This window comes from Novipirellula methanifontis (assembly GCF_052161655.1).
Classification (GTDB): Bacteria; Planctomycetota; Planctomycetia; order Pirellulales; family Pirellulaceae; genus Novipirellula.
In genome coordinates this window covers 6,858,792-6,876,646 of sequence record NZ_CP197418.1, presented here as the reverse complement: position 1 = coordinate 6,876,646, position 17,855 = coordinate 6,858,792, and the positions used below count along the sequence as shown (strand labels likewise).

Below are 17,855 nucleotides of genomic sequence, written 5' to 3'. Positions count from 1 at the left end.
CAGGGGAAAAATGGTGCAGAACGCATTTACCAGAAAGTCTTGGTCACCCTATTTCGTTGGGGCGGCGATCGGTGTGCTGAGTTGGTTCAGCTTCATCACGGCCGATCATGCGCTGGGAATCACGACGGCGTTTGAGTCCACGGTGGCGATCGCGGAGCAAGCAGTCGTTCCACGAATCAGCGAGACGAATTCGTTTTTTGAAACGAAGACGCCCCGAATTAATTGGGGATGGATGCTGGTTGTGGGCGTGTTTGTCGGTGCATTCATCAGTTCCAAGCTGTCGGGCGATCGGAATTCACCGACCGTCCCGCCGTTATGGGAAAAACGCTTTGGCCCTTCGTCAATGAAACGGTTCGTCGGTGCGTTCGTCGGCGGACTGTTGATGTTGTTGGGCGCTCGATTGGCAGGTGGCTGCACTAGCGGTCACGGGATCAGCGGTTCGCTACAGCTCGCGGCTTCGAGTTGGCTATTTGTAATCGTTGCTTTTTCGGCTGGCATTCTCACTTCATTCATTCTCTTTGGTCGGGAGGGTCGCAGCCATGTTTGATCCCATTTGGAAACTCGTGTTAGGCTTAGGCACGGGGATCGTGTTTGGATACCTGTTGCAGAAAGGGCGTGTCGCGAAGTACGAAGTCATCGTCGGCCAGTTTCTGGGACGTGACTACACCGTCGTGAAGATCATGGGAACCGCAGTCGTTGTTGGTTCGATTGGGATTTATGCGTTGCTGCCAAGCGAATGGGTGTCGCTGCATATCAAGCCATTGATCTGGGCTGGCATTCTCGTCGGTGGATTGCTATTCGGAATAGGGATGTCAGTCCTTGGTTACTGTCCTGGTACGGGAGTCGCGGCCTGTGGCGAAGGCAGGAAGGATGCTTATGCCGGATTGCTAGGGATGTTCTCGGGTGCAGCGATCTATGTGACGTTCTATCCGACGATGTCAAAGCTGGCTGCGGCGCTCGGAGACGCCGGCAAAGTCACGATTCCAGAACTGACCGGTACATCCCCTTGGGCTTGGATTATCGGATTGTCGATCGCCGCCCTCGTAGCGGTCGCACTCACACGCAGGAAGGCAGTCGCGGAGCCGTCGTCGTCATCATCGACTGGAGATTTCGCGGCAAAGTGAAGTTGAACTCGAGTCGTTGTTGAGCTAGCTTGAATCTCATGTTTCTCTGGTTGCTTGTCTTTTTGCAGTTCGGACTGTCCGCCCTGCTGGTCCTTTCATCCGACTGGTGGCCACCGCAGTGGATCACGCTTTTGGTTGCTGCACCCGGTATTGCGCTGGCGGTGAGTGCCTGGAAGAGGATGGGAATGCGGCGGGTTCGCATTCATCCGACGACAACAGCTGACACGAAATTGATCACAAGCGGTCCCTACGCAATCGTTCGCCACCCCATGTACACGGGCTTGCTTTGGTTCACCGCAGTGTTGATGCTCAGCGAGTTTGAATGGTGGCGGCTGATTAGTTGGCTAGCTTTGATGCTGGTGCTTCGCATCAAAGCTAGTCACGAAGAGCAGTCGATGAGCAATCGCTTCGCCGAATACGCTGACTACCAGAAACACGTGGGCCAACTCTTGCCGTATCTAAACTTTGGGTCCAAAGTAAGCAGGTAGGCCGCAATGATTGGGTGAAAACTCATTCGCCGTTTGGGCTAACGCTGTGAAGCATTCTTGGTAGCCGAACTCGCGCGTGAGTTTCGGGCATCCCGGACCGTCAACGAAAGTCTTGACGACTTCCGCTACGCTGAAACGCAGCAAATCGCGGAAGAATCGACCCTGCGGGTTCTCACGATTACGACGATTCGTGTCGTAACGGTGATACCGGTTACTCCGTATTGAAATTCCTGGCTGGAACCTTCCTAACGGGCGTGACGATAACGATGAATATCGCGAACTGTCGTGGAAATCCGGTCCTGCCGTATGTGGGGTCGAGCGACTTCCAACGATCAAACCGGCGTCGCTCAGGAACTGAAGAATGCATTCACGCTATCAAATTGCCGTCGTTGTATCATTGTTAAGTGTGATCGGATGTGCCGGTACAAGTGCGAAGCGATGGGCCAACACATCAACGCTCAGCAGCCCCGTCGTCGCAGCAGAGCAACAAAGCGATGATGATTGCAATCCCGAGCTTCCTTCGCCCGTGAGTCTGACCAGCTTTGCTGACGATGACGATTTTGAAAACACGGCAACGCGAGCAGGAACTGCGGACCAGGAACATCTCGATGGCAATAACGCGTCAGTCGCTAGAACGGGCGACGAAATGCAGTTATATGACGCCGGTTCAAATGATCAACAGCAACCAATACCGGTAGTGCTCGAGTCGATTGAATTTACCTCACCGAGTGGCGAATCGCTTCAGGAAGCTTGGGCGATGGCGGTCGCCGTCGATCAAAAACTTCAATCCAAAGCAAACGTGACCGGCGCGGCCGTCTACGCTCACGAGGCGGCCAAGTCGGCGAGAAACCCTTCGCTGCGGACATTCAACTCTTACACGGCACTCGATAGAGAACCTGGGATCGGTGTCAACATTCCCGGTCTCTCGTCACTGGGCTTTGGTTCGCTGCCTATTGGTGAAAAGGATTTCTTCTCCTCCGCTACACTCGCAACGGTTCCACTGTACACAAGTGGGCGCATCAGCAGCACAGTCAACGCGACTTGTGCCAATGTACACGCGTCACGATTTGACCAACGCTCCGAAATGCATGACCTGAAGATGGAAGTTGCCGAGGCATACGTCCATGTATTAAAGGCAGAGAAGTTGGTTGAGGTTGCTCGGATTAGCGTCAACACGCTTGAAAAGCATCTTGTCGACGTCCAGGACTTGTTTGACGAGGGGGTCGTCGCCAACAGTGACGTACTAGCCGTCAAGACAACCCTCTCCGATGCTCGCGACAAGTATCTGCAAGCGACCAACGGACTTAATCTTACTAGCGCGGCCTACAATCGGTTTGTCGGGCGACCGTTGGATGCCCCCGTATCGCTTGCGGAGCTGATGATTTCGCAACCGATGAGTTCGGAACTCGCGATCTCTGGAGTCTCGATGCAGGCCAGCCCCGATGAACTGGTCGCGATTGCTTCGGCACAACGATCTGAACTGCAGGCTGTTGCCCACAAATCCAACGCGCTTCGTCATCAAGCAAAACGGGAACTCGCGGTGCTCGGACCTCAGGTTGGTGCTGCTGGCGGATTCAGTTTCCTTGAGAACGAAAATTTGACCCATGAAGGCTTCTGGTCCGCGTCTCTATTGGCTGAATGGACCGTTTTTGACGGCGGTGTTGCCAAGAACAAAGCCGCCGCGCTCCGACAACAGGCTTCCGCGCTTGCTCGATTGAAACGGGATTTGGAAAGTCGCATTGCTTTGCAGGTTCGCCAAGCTTGGCTCAATTTGCAGAATGCGAATGATCGTATCCAAGTCGCCGAAACGTCCGTCGCGCAGGCGGAAGAAAACCTCAACGTCGCCTTGGATCGCTATCGCAAAGAGGTGGGGACGAACACGGAGGTATTGGATGCTCAAACGTTGCTGGCTCAAAGTCGTAGCAACTATTACTCGGCAACTTATGACGCCGCGCTCGCCCGCGTCACGCTCGATCGTGCAACCGGCAGTTTGTAAGTCGCGGAGGCTGGGGGGCGAGTCAAGGAGCGATTGCGATTTTAAGGACTCATGTCAGGCATTGAGCCACGTCGCAGCTACGGAGACTCGTGTCCGCTACGGGGACTCGTCGCCTCGTCCACTACATTTGGAGTGCGCTGATACGCACGGTGTCCGCATGTGGCCAGCGGAATTTCCCCTCGCGGACCATAAGCGGCGATAACGCGTGCGATTGTGCCTTTCTGTACCAATGATGACATTGGCACACCTTCTGCATTACGACAATCTTTGTTCGTCGTACCCAAAATTAGACTTGGCGAAGTGCATGTGCAGCTTCGTATCGAGGGACGGCGATGCTTTCCGCAATCAGGATGCGTCGCGATGGCGAAGTTCTTCAAACGTACGTTCGTGTTGCTACTGATTTGCGGATTCGCAGTCGGCGGGTACTACGCATGGGATCGTTGGGGGCGAGTAGAACCGCTGCCCGATGGGTTGGTCCAAGCGAACGGTCGCATCGAAGGCGACCACGTCACGGTCGCCAGTAAGTTTGCCGGAAAAATCAACGAACTACTCGTTCGCGAAGGCGACAGCGTCAAGGCGGGACAAGTTTTGGCCCACCTGGATAGCGAGCAGGTAAAAGCAAAACTGCGACAGGCCGAGCAGGCAGTCGAAGCGGCCCGGGCCCAGTACCATGCTGCTCAATCAGGCCTCGAGTTGTTGGAACGTGAAGTTCCACTGATGGTCGAAACTGCCGAAGCCTCATTGGAGCATGCGAAGGCCGTTGTTGCGAAGGCGAAAGCTGCTGAGCAACAATCTGCCCGCGATGCGTCGCGATTTACAGAACTTGCGTCGCACGGAACGATCGACAAACGCAAGGGCGAAGAGGCGGAACTTGGTTGGACGGTCGCGAAGAATGATGTTCGAGTGGCTTTGACAGCACTGACCCGAGCGGAAAAACAACTCGCCGAAGCGAACTTGGGCGAGCGACGCGTTCACGTCAAGTCACAGGAGATAGCGGCGTTGGCCGCCCAAGTAGCCGGCGCCGAGGCAGTTCGTGACGAAGCTCAAAGTGTCCTCGATGACTTGACCATCACCGCACCTGCAGCCGGCGTGATCACAACACGAGTCGTCGACGCCGGTGAAATCGTCGCCGCTGGCTCGCCGCTTTTCGATCTCGTTAATCTGGACCGTTTGTATCTAAAAGTCTACGTACCCGAAATTGAAATTGGCCATGTACGTCTTCAGTTGCCAGCGCGTGTCCACACGGATGCGTTTCCAGAGAAACCGTTTCCTGCCAAAGTGCTGTATGTGTCGTCGCGTGCCGAGTTCACGCCGAAGGAGGTGCAAACGTCCGACGAGCGTGTCAAGCTCGTCTACGCAGTCAAGTTGTACTTAGACGAGAACCCCGATCATCAACTGACGCCTGGTTTGCCAGCCGATGCTGTGATTCGCTGGATGGAGGACACACCGTGGGCGAAACCGCAATGGTAGACGTTATCCACGGTGATGCCCCCGGCCTCGCGTTGACATCGGATTCAGAACCAATCGTACGCGTGTCTGCGTTTCGGAAGACCTATGGCCGCACCGTTGCCGTCGATGGCATCGACCTGGAAATCCAGCGAGGCGAAATTTACGGTCTAATTGGGCCCGATGGTGCTGGTAAGAGCAGTCTGATGAAAGCGGTCGCCGGTGTGCTGACGTACGACAGTGGCACGCTGGATGTGTTTGGCACACGCGTCGACTCCGAGCGTTCGGCCGAGACGATCAAGGATCGCATCGGTCTGATGCCTCAAGGACTCGGCTTGAATCTGTACGCAGATTTGTCGATCGACGAAAACGTTGACTTCTTCGGCCAAATACGACTCATCCCGAAGGACGTACTTCAGCAGCGAAAAAAACGCTTGTTGGGCATGACGCGATTGGACAAATTTCGTGACCGAGCGATGAAAAATTTGTCAGGCGGCATGAAGCAGAAATTGGGTCTCGTTTGTTGCCTGATCCATCATCCGCAACTTGTCATTCTCGATGAGCCAACGACGGGCGTCGATCCAGTTTCGCGGCGAGACTTTTGGAGCATTCTCGCTCAGCTCCTGCGAGAAGAGCAAATAACTGCGTTGGTTTCGACGGCGTACATGGACGAAGCGACCCGATTTCATCACGCAGCGCTGTTGTTTGACGGCAAGGTGCTCGCTCGCGGTGAACCAGACGAAATCGCGGCGCTCGTACCAGGACGCATCGTTCAGGCGAAAGCTGAACCACAAGCCGATGCGTTAGCGTTACTAAAACAGTCGTTTCCTCAGTCCGAAGCTGTTGGGCCGTGGCTGCGTGTCTTCGTTGATGACGCCGACGACGTACAAGCGAGCGACGCGGTGACATCGCGGATCAATGAATTCACGCCGCAGGAGCTGCACGTTGCCGAACCTGACCTGGAAGACGTTTTCATCGCGTTGCTGCGACGACGTGGATTGACCGACAGCAATGAATTCAAAATCACAAGCCAAAGCTCGGAATCGAGCATCCGAAACGGTGGCGGGCTGGCCATCGAAGCCAACAATCTCGTGCGTGCATTCGGTGCTTTCAAAGCGGTGGATGGAGTCAGCTTTCAGGTGAAGCCGGGAGAAATCTTTGGACTTCTCGGAGCCAATGGTGCGGGCAAGACAACCGTCATCAAGATGCTGACAGGATTGCTGCCGCCGACCGCCGGCGCGGGCCGCGTTGCGGGTGCCGACATGCGTCGCGCCGGTCAAGCGATCAAGGAGCGCATCGGCTATATGTCGCAAGCGTTCTCGTTGTATCAAGACCTGAGCGTTGTTGAGAATATTCGTCTGTATGCCGGCATCTATGGGCTCTCCCGGCGGATGGCACGCGAGCGGACCGACTGGATCATTGACATGGCTGGACTTGCGGGACGAGAGAAAGCCCTCTCGGGAAGTTTGCCAATGGGTGTACGTCAGCGTCTGGCTATCGGTTGTGCTTTGGTTCACCGTCCACAGGTGCTGTTTCTTGATGAGCCGACATCGGGAGTCGATCCGATAGGAAGGCGGCGTTTGTGGGACATCATTTTCGATTTGTCTCGTAATCAGGGTGTCGCAATTCTGGTCACCACACACTACATGAGCGAAGCGGAGCACTGCGATCATATTGCGATGATGTATGCCGGTCGCGTCTTCGCCGACGCATCGCCCAGTGAACTCAAAGCGAACCTTCGCCAAGAATCGGGACAACTATTGGAAGTCACGACCGACAATCCACTCGCAGCGCTCGATGTTATGAAATCCGGCGGGTTCGCAGGAGTTTCACTATTCGGGAAACGCATTCACCTGCTCGCTCCTGATCCGAAGGCAGCGGAGCAAAGTGTTCGGAAAGCACTCACCGAGAAAGACATTCACGTGCTGTCCGTTGCGGAACAACCGTTGACGATGGAAGACGTGTTCGTCAATCGAGTGTTGGCCCTCGAAAAAGCCGCCGAGGCAAAGAAATGAACACCCGACGTGTTGCCGCGGTTGCCTCAAAAGAATGGCGAGAAATCGTACGAGATCGGATGTTCCTTGCACTCACTTTTCTCGTCCCCGTATCGTTGATGCTGGTCGTCGGCTATGGGTTGTCACTGGATGTGGAAGACATCCCGCTAGCCATTGTCGATCGAGATGGGAGCAACCTGAGCCGCGAGTATGCGCACCGCTTTATTGATTCCCGCTATTTTGATTTCAAGGGTTACGCGCTCGACCGTCATGACTTGCCGCCACTCTTAGCAGACAACAAGGTCCGTGCCGCCATCATCATCCCCGAGAATTTCCAAAAGGAACTCCTTGGCGGTCGTCCGGTGGTGGTGCAAACATTGATCGACGGAACCTTTCCGTTCCGTGCTCAGACGACCAAGGGCTACGTGCTGGCGATGAACACTGCCTTTTCAAGCGAAATGTTGGCCGCTTTCATCTCAAAGAAGCGAGGCATCCCGCTGGCTCAAGCCGCTACATCCATTCGCCCGATCAAGTTGGAATCGAGGTATCTGTACAACCAAAGTATGAAAAGTGCGTGGGCACTCGCGCCGCGGCTGATCATGGTCATTCTGATGATGACGCCTCCGTTCTATACCGCACTAGGAATCGTTCGCGAGAAAGAACGCGGGTCGATCTACAACATCTATTCCTCGACGGTCACACGACTTGAGTTTCTCGTCGGAAAGCTAATTCCCTATGTCGGCATCTCGTCTGCCAACGCAGTGATTCTATGGCTGATTGCGACGCAACTGTTTGGTGCCCCTTTCAAGGGCAGTCTATTGTTTTTTATCCCGGTGACGCTGTTGTACATTATCTGCACGACAGGCTTGGGCCTCGTCGTATCGGTCCTCGTGCGTACCCAAGTGGCCGCGATGGTGGTGACGTTTATCCTCACGGTGATCCCTTCGATGCTTTACTCTGGCGTCATCGTGCCGATCTCGTCGCTCAGTGATACGGCACAGGTGACTGCCCACGTCCTACCAGCGATGTACTACACCAACATCATTGTGGGCGCATTTATGAAGGGAGTCGGGCTGCGTGAGTTGTGGTTTGACGTGCTTGTTTTGTCGCTCTACGCAATCGGACTGATGGCGATCGGATACCGGATGTTCCACAAGAGGCCAACCACATGAGCGAACCATTGCCAGACGGTCATCACGAACCTCAAAAACAAAATGCCCGTAGTGGACGAGGCGACGAGTCCCACCCATCACACTCCCGTAGTGGACGAGGCAACGAGTCCCCTACACCAGACGTCCACGACTCGACTAGCACTCGCGCGTTCGTCGTGTGGTGGAATCGTATGCGGGTGATGACGATCAAGGAGTATCTGCAACTGTACCGTGATCGCATTCTGATCGTATTCATGGTTTACGCCTTCACGCTAGAAGTATTCTTGGCTGGGTCTGGCGTCAGCATGCAACTTCAAAACGCAGCGTTGTGGGTCCACGATTCGGACCATAGTTTTGCATCGCGAGAATTGATCCATCGATTTCGACCACCGCAGTTCAGCATTGAAGGCGAAGTTCTCAATCATGACGAAAGCATTGAGTTGCTTGATCGCGGGGACGCAATGATGGTGCTGGACATTCCGCCGCAGTTTCAGGAATCACTGCTGGCGGGCGAAACCACCAGCGTTCAGTTGCAGATCGACACATCCAATCCCGTCCTCGGATTCTTGGCGACCAGTTATGGCGAGCAGATTGTCGGGCAGTACGGACTGGAAGCGGCGATGAAGCGAGAAGGCATCAGCCTAAACGAACAAGCCGCCCCAATCATCCACGAAGAACATCGCGTTTGGTACAACGCAAACCAGAACGATGCATGGTTCATGTCGGTTGTCGAGATGCTGAACGTGATCACGATGTTTGCGATCTTGCTTCCCGCATCGGCGATGGCCCGTGAGAAAGAACGCGGCACGGTCGAACAATTGCTGGTTTCGCCGCTTTCAACGTTTCAGATGATGTTCCCCAAAGTGCTGGCAATGACGAGCGTGATCCTGGTGGGAACACTCATCACCATTCATTTGGTCCTGCAACCGTTCTTTGGCGTTCCGTTTCGTGGCAGTTTAACATTGTTCATGGCCGTGACCGCGATCTACGTCTTCACGACCGCGGGGATTGGAATGTTGCTGGCTACGATTGCCAGAAATCTCGCCCAGGTCGGCATGTTGACTGCCTTGATTTTCATACCGATGGTGTTCCTGTCCGGTGCCTGGACGCCGCCGGAAAACATGCCATCGGTTCTTCGAGCCGTCAGCGCGATCGCGCCTTTGCATCATTACATCGACGCCAGCCTCGGCATCATGCTCAAGGGGGCCGGCATTGGGTTGTTGTGGGATTCGATACTTGCGATTGCCCTGTTCGGAGCGGCAATCTACGGACTAAGCATGGGCTATTTTCGGCGTCAACTCGGCTAGCACCACAACCAAAGCAATCACATTATTAGAATACGTTGTCCAGGTTGTTCGCGTCTTTGAACGACTATGGTGGTAAGAGGACTTCCTGTCCAGTTTTTCAGCTAGCAGCTTTCTTAATTGCTTTCCTCGTTGGCCTTTGGGAATTGTTCTAGCGTGAAATGCGATACCATCTTTGAGTGCAATACACTCACAAAATGCCATGCTTTTTTATCATGCGATAGAGTTTGCGACGTTCGACGCCAAGGGCTCGCGCGGCTTTGGATTTGTTGCCGTTCTCACGCCGCAGAACTTCAGCAATGTGCTCGCGTTCCAAGGCGATCAACGAACCGACCTTCGGCAATTGCGTAGCAGACGACTGGCCGACGTGATCTTCCGCGTTCTCATGAAGAAACTCTTCGGATAGGTCACTGATCGTGATGACTCCGTCATTAGCAAGAATCTTGGCCCGTTCCAAGGTGTTGATGAGCTGGCGGATGTTGCCGGGCCACGAATAGGCGATCAACGCTTGCCGAGCATCTTCGTCCAACTCATGGTCTTTGCCTAAGAAGTGATTGACAAGTAGCTCGATGTCGCCGTCACGCTCTCGTAGCGGTGGCAAGTCCAAGGTCATCACGTTGATGCGGTAATACAAATCTTCACGGAAACGGCCTTCGTCGACTTCGGTTTTCATGTCGCGGTTCGTTGCGGCGACGATGCGAACGTCGACCCGGCGTTCTTTGTGCGATCCAATTCGTCGCAATGAACCGTCTTCCAAAACTCGCAGCAACTTGGGTTGGAGTGCCAGCGGCAATTCACCAATTTCGTCAATGAATAACGTGCTGTGATCGGCCACTTCAAACAGTCCCGGTTTCATCTCGGTTGCGCCCGTAAACGATCCCTTTTCGTGACCAAACAATTCGCTCTCAACGAGGTTCTCCGGCAAGGCGCCGCAGTTGATTGTAACGAGAGGCCGATCAGCTCGCGGGCTGTTAGCGTGGATTGCCTGGGCGACGAGCTCTTTCCCTGTTCCACTTTCACCTTGGATCAGGACAGATTTGTCCGTTGGCGCGACTCGATCAATAAGGCGACTGAGTCGGTTCATCGGCTCCGACGTGCCGATCATCTGTGCCGCTGGTTTCTTGGTCCGGCTAATCACTTCGCGAAGTTGGGTGTTCTCTTTTCTGAGGCGGCGTCGATCTACGGCGGCTAGGCACCGCCGTTCCAAATCGCCCATCGGAAACGGCTTCGTTTGAAAATCGAAAACGCCCAAACGCATTGACTCAACGGCGTTGTTGATCGTGCCGTCCCCTGTCAATACGATCACTTCGGTGTCGGGGTTGGATTCACGCATTCGTTGGACCAATTCGATGCCGGACAATCCCGGCAAATTCCAATCCAGGATCACGACGTCGAAGTCGTGTTTGGAACATCGGTCGATGCCGTCTTGGCCGCTGGTGGTCTGGGCTACCCGGTGCCCCTTCTTCTCGAACCAGCGGATGCAGCCTTCGCTGAATTCGACTTCATCGTCTACGAAAAGGATGTCGATTGTTTCAGCCATAGTTCCAGAAGTTGTTCTTTGGGATTCAATAGCGCCCAGATACGCGCACTTCATTGTGCAAATATGGGCAGAAGATTGTCGATCGACCTCGGGCAATATGCCTGCTGTTCTATTGAATTGCCAGTTTTGATTACAATTCGCCATGGCAAGTCGATCAGTACGTTGGTTGCGATAAAGACACAACGCAAACTGGGTGCCGATGAAAGCTTCGGATACGCTAGTGGCGAATGATTAATAGTTTCACGGTGCGTCAGGTATCGGATCAAACTTCAACTGGGAAAACGGCAATCGGCACTTCCAACTCTCCCAAATCGGACGAACAGCAGCCCATGAATTTTCGTTCGCCTTCTACGAGCCGTGACTTTCGACATTTTGCCGATGCGCTGTCGTCGATGGTGTGGGCTTGCCGTCCAGATGGCTACGCTGATTTCTTCAACGAGAAGTGGTGTGAACGCACGGGGCAGACGCTGGAGCAAGCACAGGGGGCCGGATGGACCGAAGCAATCCACCCAGACGATCGTGAGCGAGTGGTCGCAGCATGGCAAAACGCGGTTCAATCAGCAGCAAGTTTCGAAACTGAGTTGCGATTCCAGATGGCCGACGGCAGCTATCGTTGGCACCAGGTGCAGGTCACGCCGGCGGTCGATGATGACGGGCAAGTCGATCATTGGTTTGGAATTAGCACGGACTGCGACAAGCAACATGCGTCGGAAGATATGTCCGAAGCGATGACGCGAGCAATCGTTGATTCTGCTGTTGACGGGATCATCACTATCGACGATCGAGGCGTCGTCCGATCCTGCAACCCGGCGACCAAACTTCTCTTTGGTTACGAGATCTCGGAGATCGTCGGACAGAATGTGAAGATGTTGATGCCAGATCCTGACGCGTCACACCATGACGGATACATTGCAAAGTACCTGCGAACCGGCGAAAAGAAGATTATTGGTATCGGACGTGAAGTCGAAGGCCGACGCAATGACGGAACAACGTTTCCCATGGCGATTGCGGTTAGCGAGGTGCGCATTGCTGGTCATCGACTGTTCACGGGAGTCGTTCGCGACATCAGTGAACGCTGTCGGTTGGAGAGCCAATTGCGTGGCCAGGCACGCGTGCTCGAATCATTAGCCAAGGGAAATTCGCTGAGCGTCGTTCTGCACACTCTGATCGAAGTCGCGGAAGTGTCGCGACCAGAAATGATCGGCTCTATTTTGCTGGTGGAGGAGCAGACGGGTTGTTTGCGACATGGAGCCTCTCTTCGCCTGCCGGATTTCTATCGTGATGCCTGCGATGGTTTGAAACCGGGGCCAATGGTGGGCTCTTGTGGTACCGCCGCCTTTACAGGAAAGCGAGTCATTGTCGAAGACATTGACACGCACCCATTCTGGACCAACGACCGCGATATCGCCCATCAATCTGGTCTTCGAGCCTGTTGGTCTGAACCGATCATCGCTTCGAGCGGGAGAGTCCTCGGCACGTTTGCAATGTACTACAACGATCCGAGAACGCCCGATGAGAGAGACCTTGAGTTTGTGTCCAGCGCGGCAAAGTTGGCGGCGTTTGCGATCGAACGTGCACGCGCAGACAAGTCGCTACGCGACGCGGCGGCCATCGTCGACTCGACGGACGACGCAATCATCTTGAAGAATCGAGATGGGCTGATTGAGAAATGGAACCAAGGTGCGGAGCGAGTTTACGGATACACTGCCTCCGAGGCGATGGGACAGCCCATCGAGATGCTTGTTCCGCATGATCGCGTCTACGAACTAAACGCGAATACAGAGAAGATTCAACGCGGTGAGAAGATTGACCATTTCGAGACGATTCGGTTGACGAAGCAAGGGCGACGGATCCATGTTTCATCCACGATCTCGCCTCTGCGAGATTCGGACGGAAATGTAACGCACTATATTGATGTGCAAAACGACATCACCCGGCGAGTGCAGGCCCAAAAAGAGATTTCGCGTGAGCGGGCCTTTCTCGACACGATCGTCAACGGAGTGCCTGACGCTCTTTTTTTCGTCGACCTGGACCGCAATCTTACGCACTGCAATCAAAAAATGTACCGGATGTTTGGCTATGAACCGGGAGAACTGATTGGACAGCCTACGGCCATTTTTTATGCGAACCCCAAGGACCACCAGAGTCAAGGTTTTCAGAGGTTTAACCCGACAGCAACAGAAAACGTCGAATTGGTCGAGCTCGATTGGCGGCGGAAAAACGGCGATGTGTTCACGGGGGAATTGATTGGAACGATCATACGCGATGAATCCGGGAAACCGCTGGGCTATCTCGGACTCGTTCGCGATATCACGGACCGCAAACGCGCCGAAGCAACGATCCAGGAAAGTCAACGGAAGCTTGCAACACTGATGAGCAATCTTCCCGGGGCGGCATTTCGTTGTACCGTCGACGACGATTTTACCTTCGAGTTTTTGAGTGATGGATGTTTAGAATTGTTTGGATACCTCGCATCCGAACTCACTTCGGCCAGAATGCTCATACTTCCCGAAGATGTTGAGCACACCTTCAATACGGTCGGCCTGAGTCTTGCGGAACAATTGCCTTTCGATTTTGTCCACCGGATTCGGCATCGCAAGGGGGATCTACGGTGGGTCTCCGCGAAGGGGCAGGGAGTGTTTTCCGAGGATGGAGAACTATTGGCGATCGAGGGGTTCGTGTCCGATGTTACCGATCTGCACGATGCGAGAGAGCGGTTGGTCCAATCTGAAAGACTCGCCGCGATGGGGCAGATGATTTCAGCCATCGCGCATGAAAGTCGCAACGCATTGCAACGTATCCAGAACGGCGTCGACATGCTGGGATTCGAGTTTGACGAAGCATCGGAGTCTCGCAAGGACCTCGACCGGATCACGCGTGCAAAGGAAGACCTGTTGCGACTATTCGAGGAACTGCGCAGCTATGCAGCCCCGATTCACCTTGATTCGTCAACGGCTAGCCTCTCGAACATATGGCGGCAAGCGTGGTCGAATCTGGAAGTTTCACGAAGGCAGCGTGATGCACAGCTTGTCGAAGAAACGGGCGAACTCGATTTGACCTGCAACGTGGATGCCTTTCGCGTTGAGCAGGTGTTTCGGAACCTTTTCGAAAATGCACTTGCCGCATGTAGCGACCCCGTTTGGATCACAGTGTCTTGTGCGGTTGCGGACATCAACGGTGCGCCTGCAGTGTGCGTTTCGGTTCGTGACAATGGTCCGGGATTATCGGATGAATTGAAGAAGAGGATTTTCGAGGCTTTCTATACAACAAAAGCGAAAGGTACGGGTTTGGGAATGGCAATTGCGGAACGCATAGTACACGCACACCGGGGAACGATTGCCGTCGAAGACGGCAGCAACGGCGGAGCCGAGTTTCTGATTACGTTGCCACGGACATCCGAATGATACAACCACTACGAATCGCAGTTGCTGACGACGAACCTGATATCCGTCAATACTTTCACCGTCTCTTGCCGAAACTCGGATACGAAGTCGTGGGTGAAGCCGAGAATGGCATGGAGTTGGTGGAGTTATGCCGCACCACGAAGCCGGATCTCGTTATCACTGACGTCATGATGCCCGAGATGACGGGAATCGAAGCGGCGGCAGAAATCAGCAAATCGCTAACTATTCCGATTATCATTCTGTCTTCGCACGAGCGGCCTGGTAGTGACGACGGTACAGCAAACATCAAATGTAAATACATCGTTGATTATTTGCGTAAGCCTGTCAGTATCCCCGACTTGCAAGCCGCGATCACCCGAGCCTGCTCCGCTGCGTAACTCGTCGAGAGTTTCGGTCATCCCGGAAGCGAAAGTCTTGACGACTTCCGCAACAATTAAAAGCGTCACTTGTAAGATCGACGTCCCCCACGAAAGTAACACCTCTTAAAGCAACTTTCGCCGAGCGAAAGGCGACTTTACGAATCGGCAATCAGATTAAATCACAGCCGTGGGCCGTAAGGCACCGGGTAATGCGTGAAAAAAAACGCTCACGCTCGAGCGGCTCACTAAATCAACAGGTCGCCAGCGACAAAACGGCTAATATACAGCGAGACGCCTGCCTACCTGCTTAACCAAAGTGTATTGAAACGCTTCGAGCTGAGTATTGGTGATTATTGACGCGGTGAACCAGTTCCAGATCTCCCGACATCAGGGCGGCGAGTCCCAATATGACTCCGTCGCGAGCCCACACACGGCGGTAGTTGTCACGCTCCGAGAGACTGGCGAGAAACCCATCCGTGCTGCTGCACTTGTGAAGCAACGCCATCGACTGGGTATAGCCTTCAATAAAGATCGCGTCGTCAGTCGTGTCGTCGTTCATGATGGTAACCTTGCTGGGGCGTTTGGATCATTGCTTGCATGGAACCGCACACTCGATACTTGACTCTCGATTAGACAAATAAACGCGTCTCTTATAACGTTTGTCATTTGGCGACCTACTCACGCTCGAACATTCGATACGCGATTAGCTTCAATCGATCGTTGACCAGAAAGCACGCCAGGGCGTAGCACCAAATCAGTCCCGCGACTTTCCATCCGATCGGTGCCATCAAGACGCCAAACACAGCGATCAGAGTCGCGAGTACCTGCGTTCCGAAAACAGCAAAGAACAGAATCTTTGCAGGCCGAATCGTCCAAAAAGGGCCGCGGGTTCGCGTTGCGAAAATGGTCAAGTGACCTGCCACCGAGAGTTTCAAATACATCAATGACTGGATCGTTTCGCGATCGACTTGGTAGACACGTTCGGCGAGATAGAACAAACCGAACGAAGCAGCCACGCCGGCCAGTCCCAGCACGCTGGAGACGCCCAACACGGTTCGCATGTCCCAGTGTTCGGGTTGGTCGGAACTTCGCACTCGGTCGTAAGCGATCGACAGGATGGCTCCGTCGTTCAATAACGCCAACAACACAATCATGACAGCGGTGACAGGATAAAAGTTAAACACCAGGATCGACAACGTCATAAACAACAGCACACGAATCGTTTCGGCGATGCGATAGATCGCGTAGCTGTTCATCCGCTGGAATATCTTGCGAGCTTCCACGATCGCGTCGATGACAACCGACAAACCAGGTGCCAGCAGCACGATGTCGGCGGCTGCTCGTGCGGCGTCGGTTGCGCCGGATACGGCGATCCCGCAATCCGCTTTTTTGAGTGCCGGAGCGTCGTTCACGCCGTCGCCCGTCATCCCCACGATGTGTCCATGCTTTTGCAGCACGTCGACGATGTGGAACTTGTGTTCGGGAAAAACCTGAGCGAACCCATCGGCCTGCTCGATCATGTCGTCGACCCTCGCGGATTCGGAATAGCGAGTATCTTGGAAAATTTTGGCGTCGATTAAATTCGCACCCATGTCCAGTTGCGTCGCGATCTCGCGTCCGATCGCCAATTGATCGCCGGTGACCATCTTGACGTCGCATCCCATTTTGCGAGCCGACGCAATGGTTGATTTGGAATCTTCACGAGGCGGATCGGACATTGGCAGCACTCCCAAGAACCGCCAACCGTTGACATCGTCGTACTGTGCCACGCTAAGGGCGCGGAAACCGCGGGCCGCGAAGTCTTCGATCGCGACTTGAACCTGATCGCGAATCGCGTCCGCGTTGGCAGCCAGGTTAAGGATGACTTGGGGTGCTCCTTTGCTGGTCTTGAAAGAACCGCCGTCGTTGGATTGCACCGTCGCTTCGGTTCGTTTGTGGACAGGATCAAAGGGTTGGAAGTGAACCACTTGATACGAGTCGGCATGGATGTCGCTGCAACCCGCGATGACGGCGGCGTCGATCGGGTCTTTGTTCTCGGCTCGGCAAGCCAGGCAGGCCGCCAGCAAAATTTCATCTTTGGTGATGCCGTCCATCAAAAACGGTTCGCCCAGAGTGAGTTTGTTTTGCGTCAAAGTGCCCGTCTTGTCGCTGCACAGCACATCCATGCCAGCGAGCTCTTCGATCGACGCCAGTCGACTGACGATCGCTTGCCCGCGAGCCAGCGTTTTTGCACCGACTGCCATCGTTACGGACAGCACCGTAGGCATGGCGACGGGAATTGCCGCAACGGTCAGCACCAATGCGAATTGCAACGTCTCGGCGATCGGATCACCACGAAACAGCGCCACCAAGATGATCACGGAAACCATGACTACGGCGACGGCGATCAAGAAGTTGCCGATTCTCAGAACCGCTTTTTGAAAGTGGCTTGTCGTTTGCGCGGTTTCGACAAGCTTGGCGGTTTTTCCAAAGTATGTATTGCTGCCTGTGACGGTAACGAGCCCGTCAATCTCACCTTGTTTGATAATTGAACCCGAGTAGACGGTATCGCCCATTTTGCGAGTGACGGGCAACGATTCACCCGTCAGTGCCGATTGGTCGACGTCAACCGAATCACCTTCAAGCAGGCTTGCATCGGCTGGCACGATGTCGCCCAGTCGCAAGCGGATCTGATCGCCGGGCACCAACTCTCGAGCGGGAACGCTAGTCCATCGGCCATCTCGTTTGACGCGAGCTTCCAGCGCAAGCTGTGACTTTAGGGCGGCGATGGCATTGCCGGCTTGGAATTCTTCCCAGAATCCGACGGCCGCGTTGACAATCAGCAACACGAATATGATGGCGAAGTCCGCCCAGTGCTGGACGACCAACGAGAGCACTGCGGCGATTTCGATCATCCACGGGATCGGTCCCCAAAAATAGGAAAGCAGTTTTGTCAGAATGTTGTTTTTTTCCTCGGGCAATGCGTTGGGGCCGTATTGCACGAGGCGCTGTTGTGCTTCGGACTGCGTCAACCCGATCGTTGCATGTTCGAGGTTGTGATTCATGGGAT

General features: G+C 54.3%; 13 protein-coding genes. 10 read left to right on the top strand and 3 right to left on the bottom strand.

The window, feature by feature from the left end; genetic code table 11:
• The first annotated feature begins 10 nt into the window (after nucleotides 1-10).
• The 8 genes from SH528x_RS24985 (at nucleotide 11) to SH528x_RS24950 (ending at nucleotide 9,506) form a co-directional block, all read left to right on the top strand.
• Entirely contained in the window at nucleotides 11-547 is a 537-nt protein-coding gene (locus SH528x_RS24985) for a YeeE/YedE thiosulfate transporter family protein (RefSeq protein ID WP_442506167.1), read from the top strand.
• Nucleotides 540-1,124 (top strand): YeeE/YedE thiosulfate transporter family protein, encoded by a 585-nt coding sequence (locus tag SH528x_RS24980; protein WP_442506166.1) that lies wholly within the window; start codon nucleotides 540-542, stop codon nucleotides 1,122-1,124. The genes SH528x_RS24985 and SH528x_RS24980 overlap by 8 nt, the downstream gene beginning before the upstream one ends.
• A 38-nt stretch (nucleotides 1,125-1,162) precedes the next feature.
• Complete coding sequence (locus SH528x_RS24975; RefSeq protein WP_442506165.1) at nucleotides 1,163-1,612, top strand: methyltransferase family protein; 450 nt, start codon at nucleotides 1,163-1,165, stop codon at nucleotides 1,610-1,612.
• Between the two features lie 361 nt (nucleotides 1,613-1,973).
• Nucleotides 1,974-3,608, top strand: coding sequence for a TolC family protein (locus SH528x_RS24970; protein WP_442506164.1), 1,635 nt, complete (start codon nucleotides 1,974-1,976; stop codon nucleotides 3,606-3,608).
• A 360-nt stretch (nucleotides 3,609-3,968) separates the two neighbouring features.
• Nucleotides 3,969-5,078, top strand: coding sequence for an HlyD family secretion protein (locus SH528x_RS24965; RefSeq protein ID WP_442506163.1), 1,110 nt, complete (start codon nucleotides 3,969-3,971; stop codon nucleotides 5,076-5,078).
• On the top strand, nucleotides 5,057-7,069 hold the full coding sequence (locus SH528x_RS24960) for an ATP-binding cassette domain-containing protein (RefSeq protein ID WP_442506162.1): 2,013 nt from the start codon (nucleotides 5,057-5,059) through the stop codon (nucleotides 7,067-7,069). Before SH528x_RS24965 ends, SH528x_RS24960 begins: the two co-directional genes overlap by 22 nt.
• Nucleotides 7,066-8,220, top strand: coding sequence for an ABC transporter permease (locus tag SH528x_RS24955; protein WP_442506161.1), 1,155 nt, complete (start codon nucleotides 7,066-7,068; stop codon nucleotides 8,218-8,220). The genes SH528x_RS24960 and SH528x_RS24955 overlap by 4 nt, the downstream gene beginning before the upstream one ends.
• Nucleotides 8,217-9,506 carry an ABC transporter permease gene (locus SH528x_RS24950; RefSeq protein WP_442506160.1) on the top strand — a complete coding sequence of 430 codons (1,290 nt, stop codon included), beginning with the start codon at nucleotides 8,217-8,219 and terminating at the stop codon, nucleotides 9,504-9,506. Before SH528x_RS24955 ends, SH528x_RS24950 begins: the two co-directional genes overlap by 4 nt.
• Before the next feature lie 187 nt (nucleotides 9,507-9,693).
• Here SH528x_RS24950 and SH528x_RS24945 read toward each other — a convergent pair whose 3' ends face one another.
• The gene (locus SH528x_RS24945; RefSeq protein ID WP_442506159.1) at nucleotides 9,694-11,043 is read right to left on the bottom strand and encodes a sigma-54-dependent transcriptional regulator; all 1,350 of its coding nucleotides are present in this window, start codon (nucleotides 11,041-11,043) and stop codon (nucleotides 9,694-9,696) included.
• 329 nt (nucleotides 11,044-11,372) lie between these two features.
• Between SH528x_RS24945 and SH528x_RS24940 the strand changes: the two genes are divergently transcribed.
• Together SH528x_RS24940 and SH528x_RS24935 are read left to right on the top strand one after the other, a co-directional pair.
• Nucleotides 11,373-14,447 (top strand): PAS domain S-box protein, encoded by a 3,075-nt coding sequence (locus tag SH528x_RS24940; RefSeq protein WP_442506158.1) that lies wholly within the window; start codon nucleotides 11,373-11,375, stop codon nucleotides 14,445-14,447.
• Nucleotides 14,444-14,824, top strand: a complete 381-nt coding sequence (locus SH528x_RS24935) for a response regulator (RefSeq protein WP_442506157.1) — start codon at nucleotides 14,444-14,446, stop codon at nucleotides 14,822-14,824. The genes SH528x_RS24940 and SH528x_RS24935 overlap by 4 nt, the downstream gene beginning before the upstream one ends.
• A gap of 289 nt (nucleotides 14,825-15,113) precedes the next feature.
• On the opposite strand, the gene SH528x_RS24930 is transcribed toward SH528x_RS24935, so the two are convergent.
• Nucleotides 15,114-15,365: a hypothetical protein gene (locus SH528x_RS24930; RefSeq protein WP_442506156.1), complete on the bottom strand. Its 252-nt coding sequence runs from the start codon at nucleotides 15,363-15,365 to the stop codon at nucleotides 15,114-15,116.
• A 115-nt stretch (nucleotides 15,366-15,480) separates the two neighbouring features.
• Nucleotides 15,481-17,850: a plasma-membrane proton-efflux P-type ATPase gene (locus SH528x_RS24925; protein WP_442506155.1), complete on the bottom strand. Its 2,370-nt coding sequence runs from the start codon at nucleotides 17,848-17,850 to the stop codon at nucleotides 15,481-15,483.
• Nucleotides 17,851-17,855: the final 5 nt, after the last annotated feature.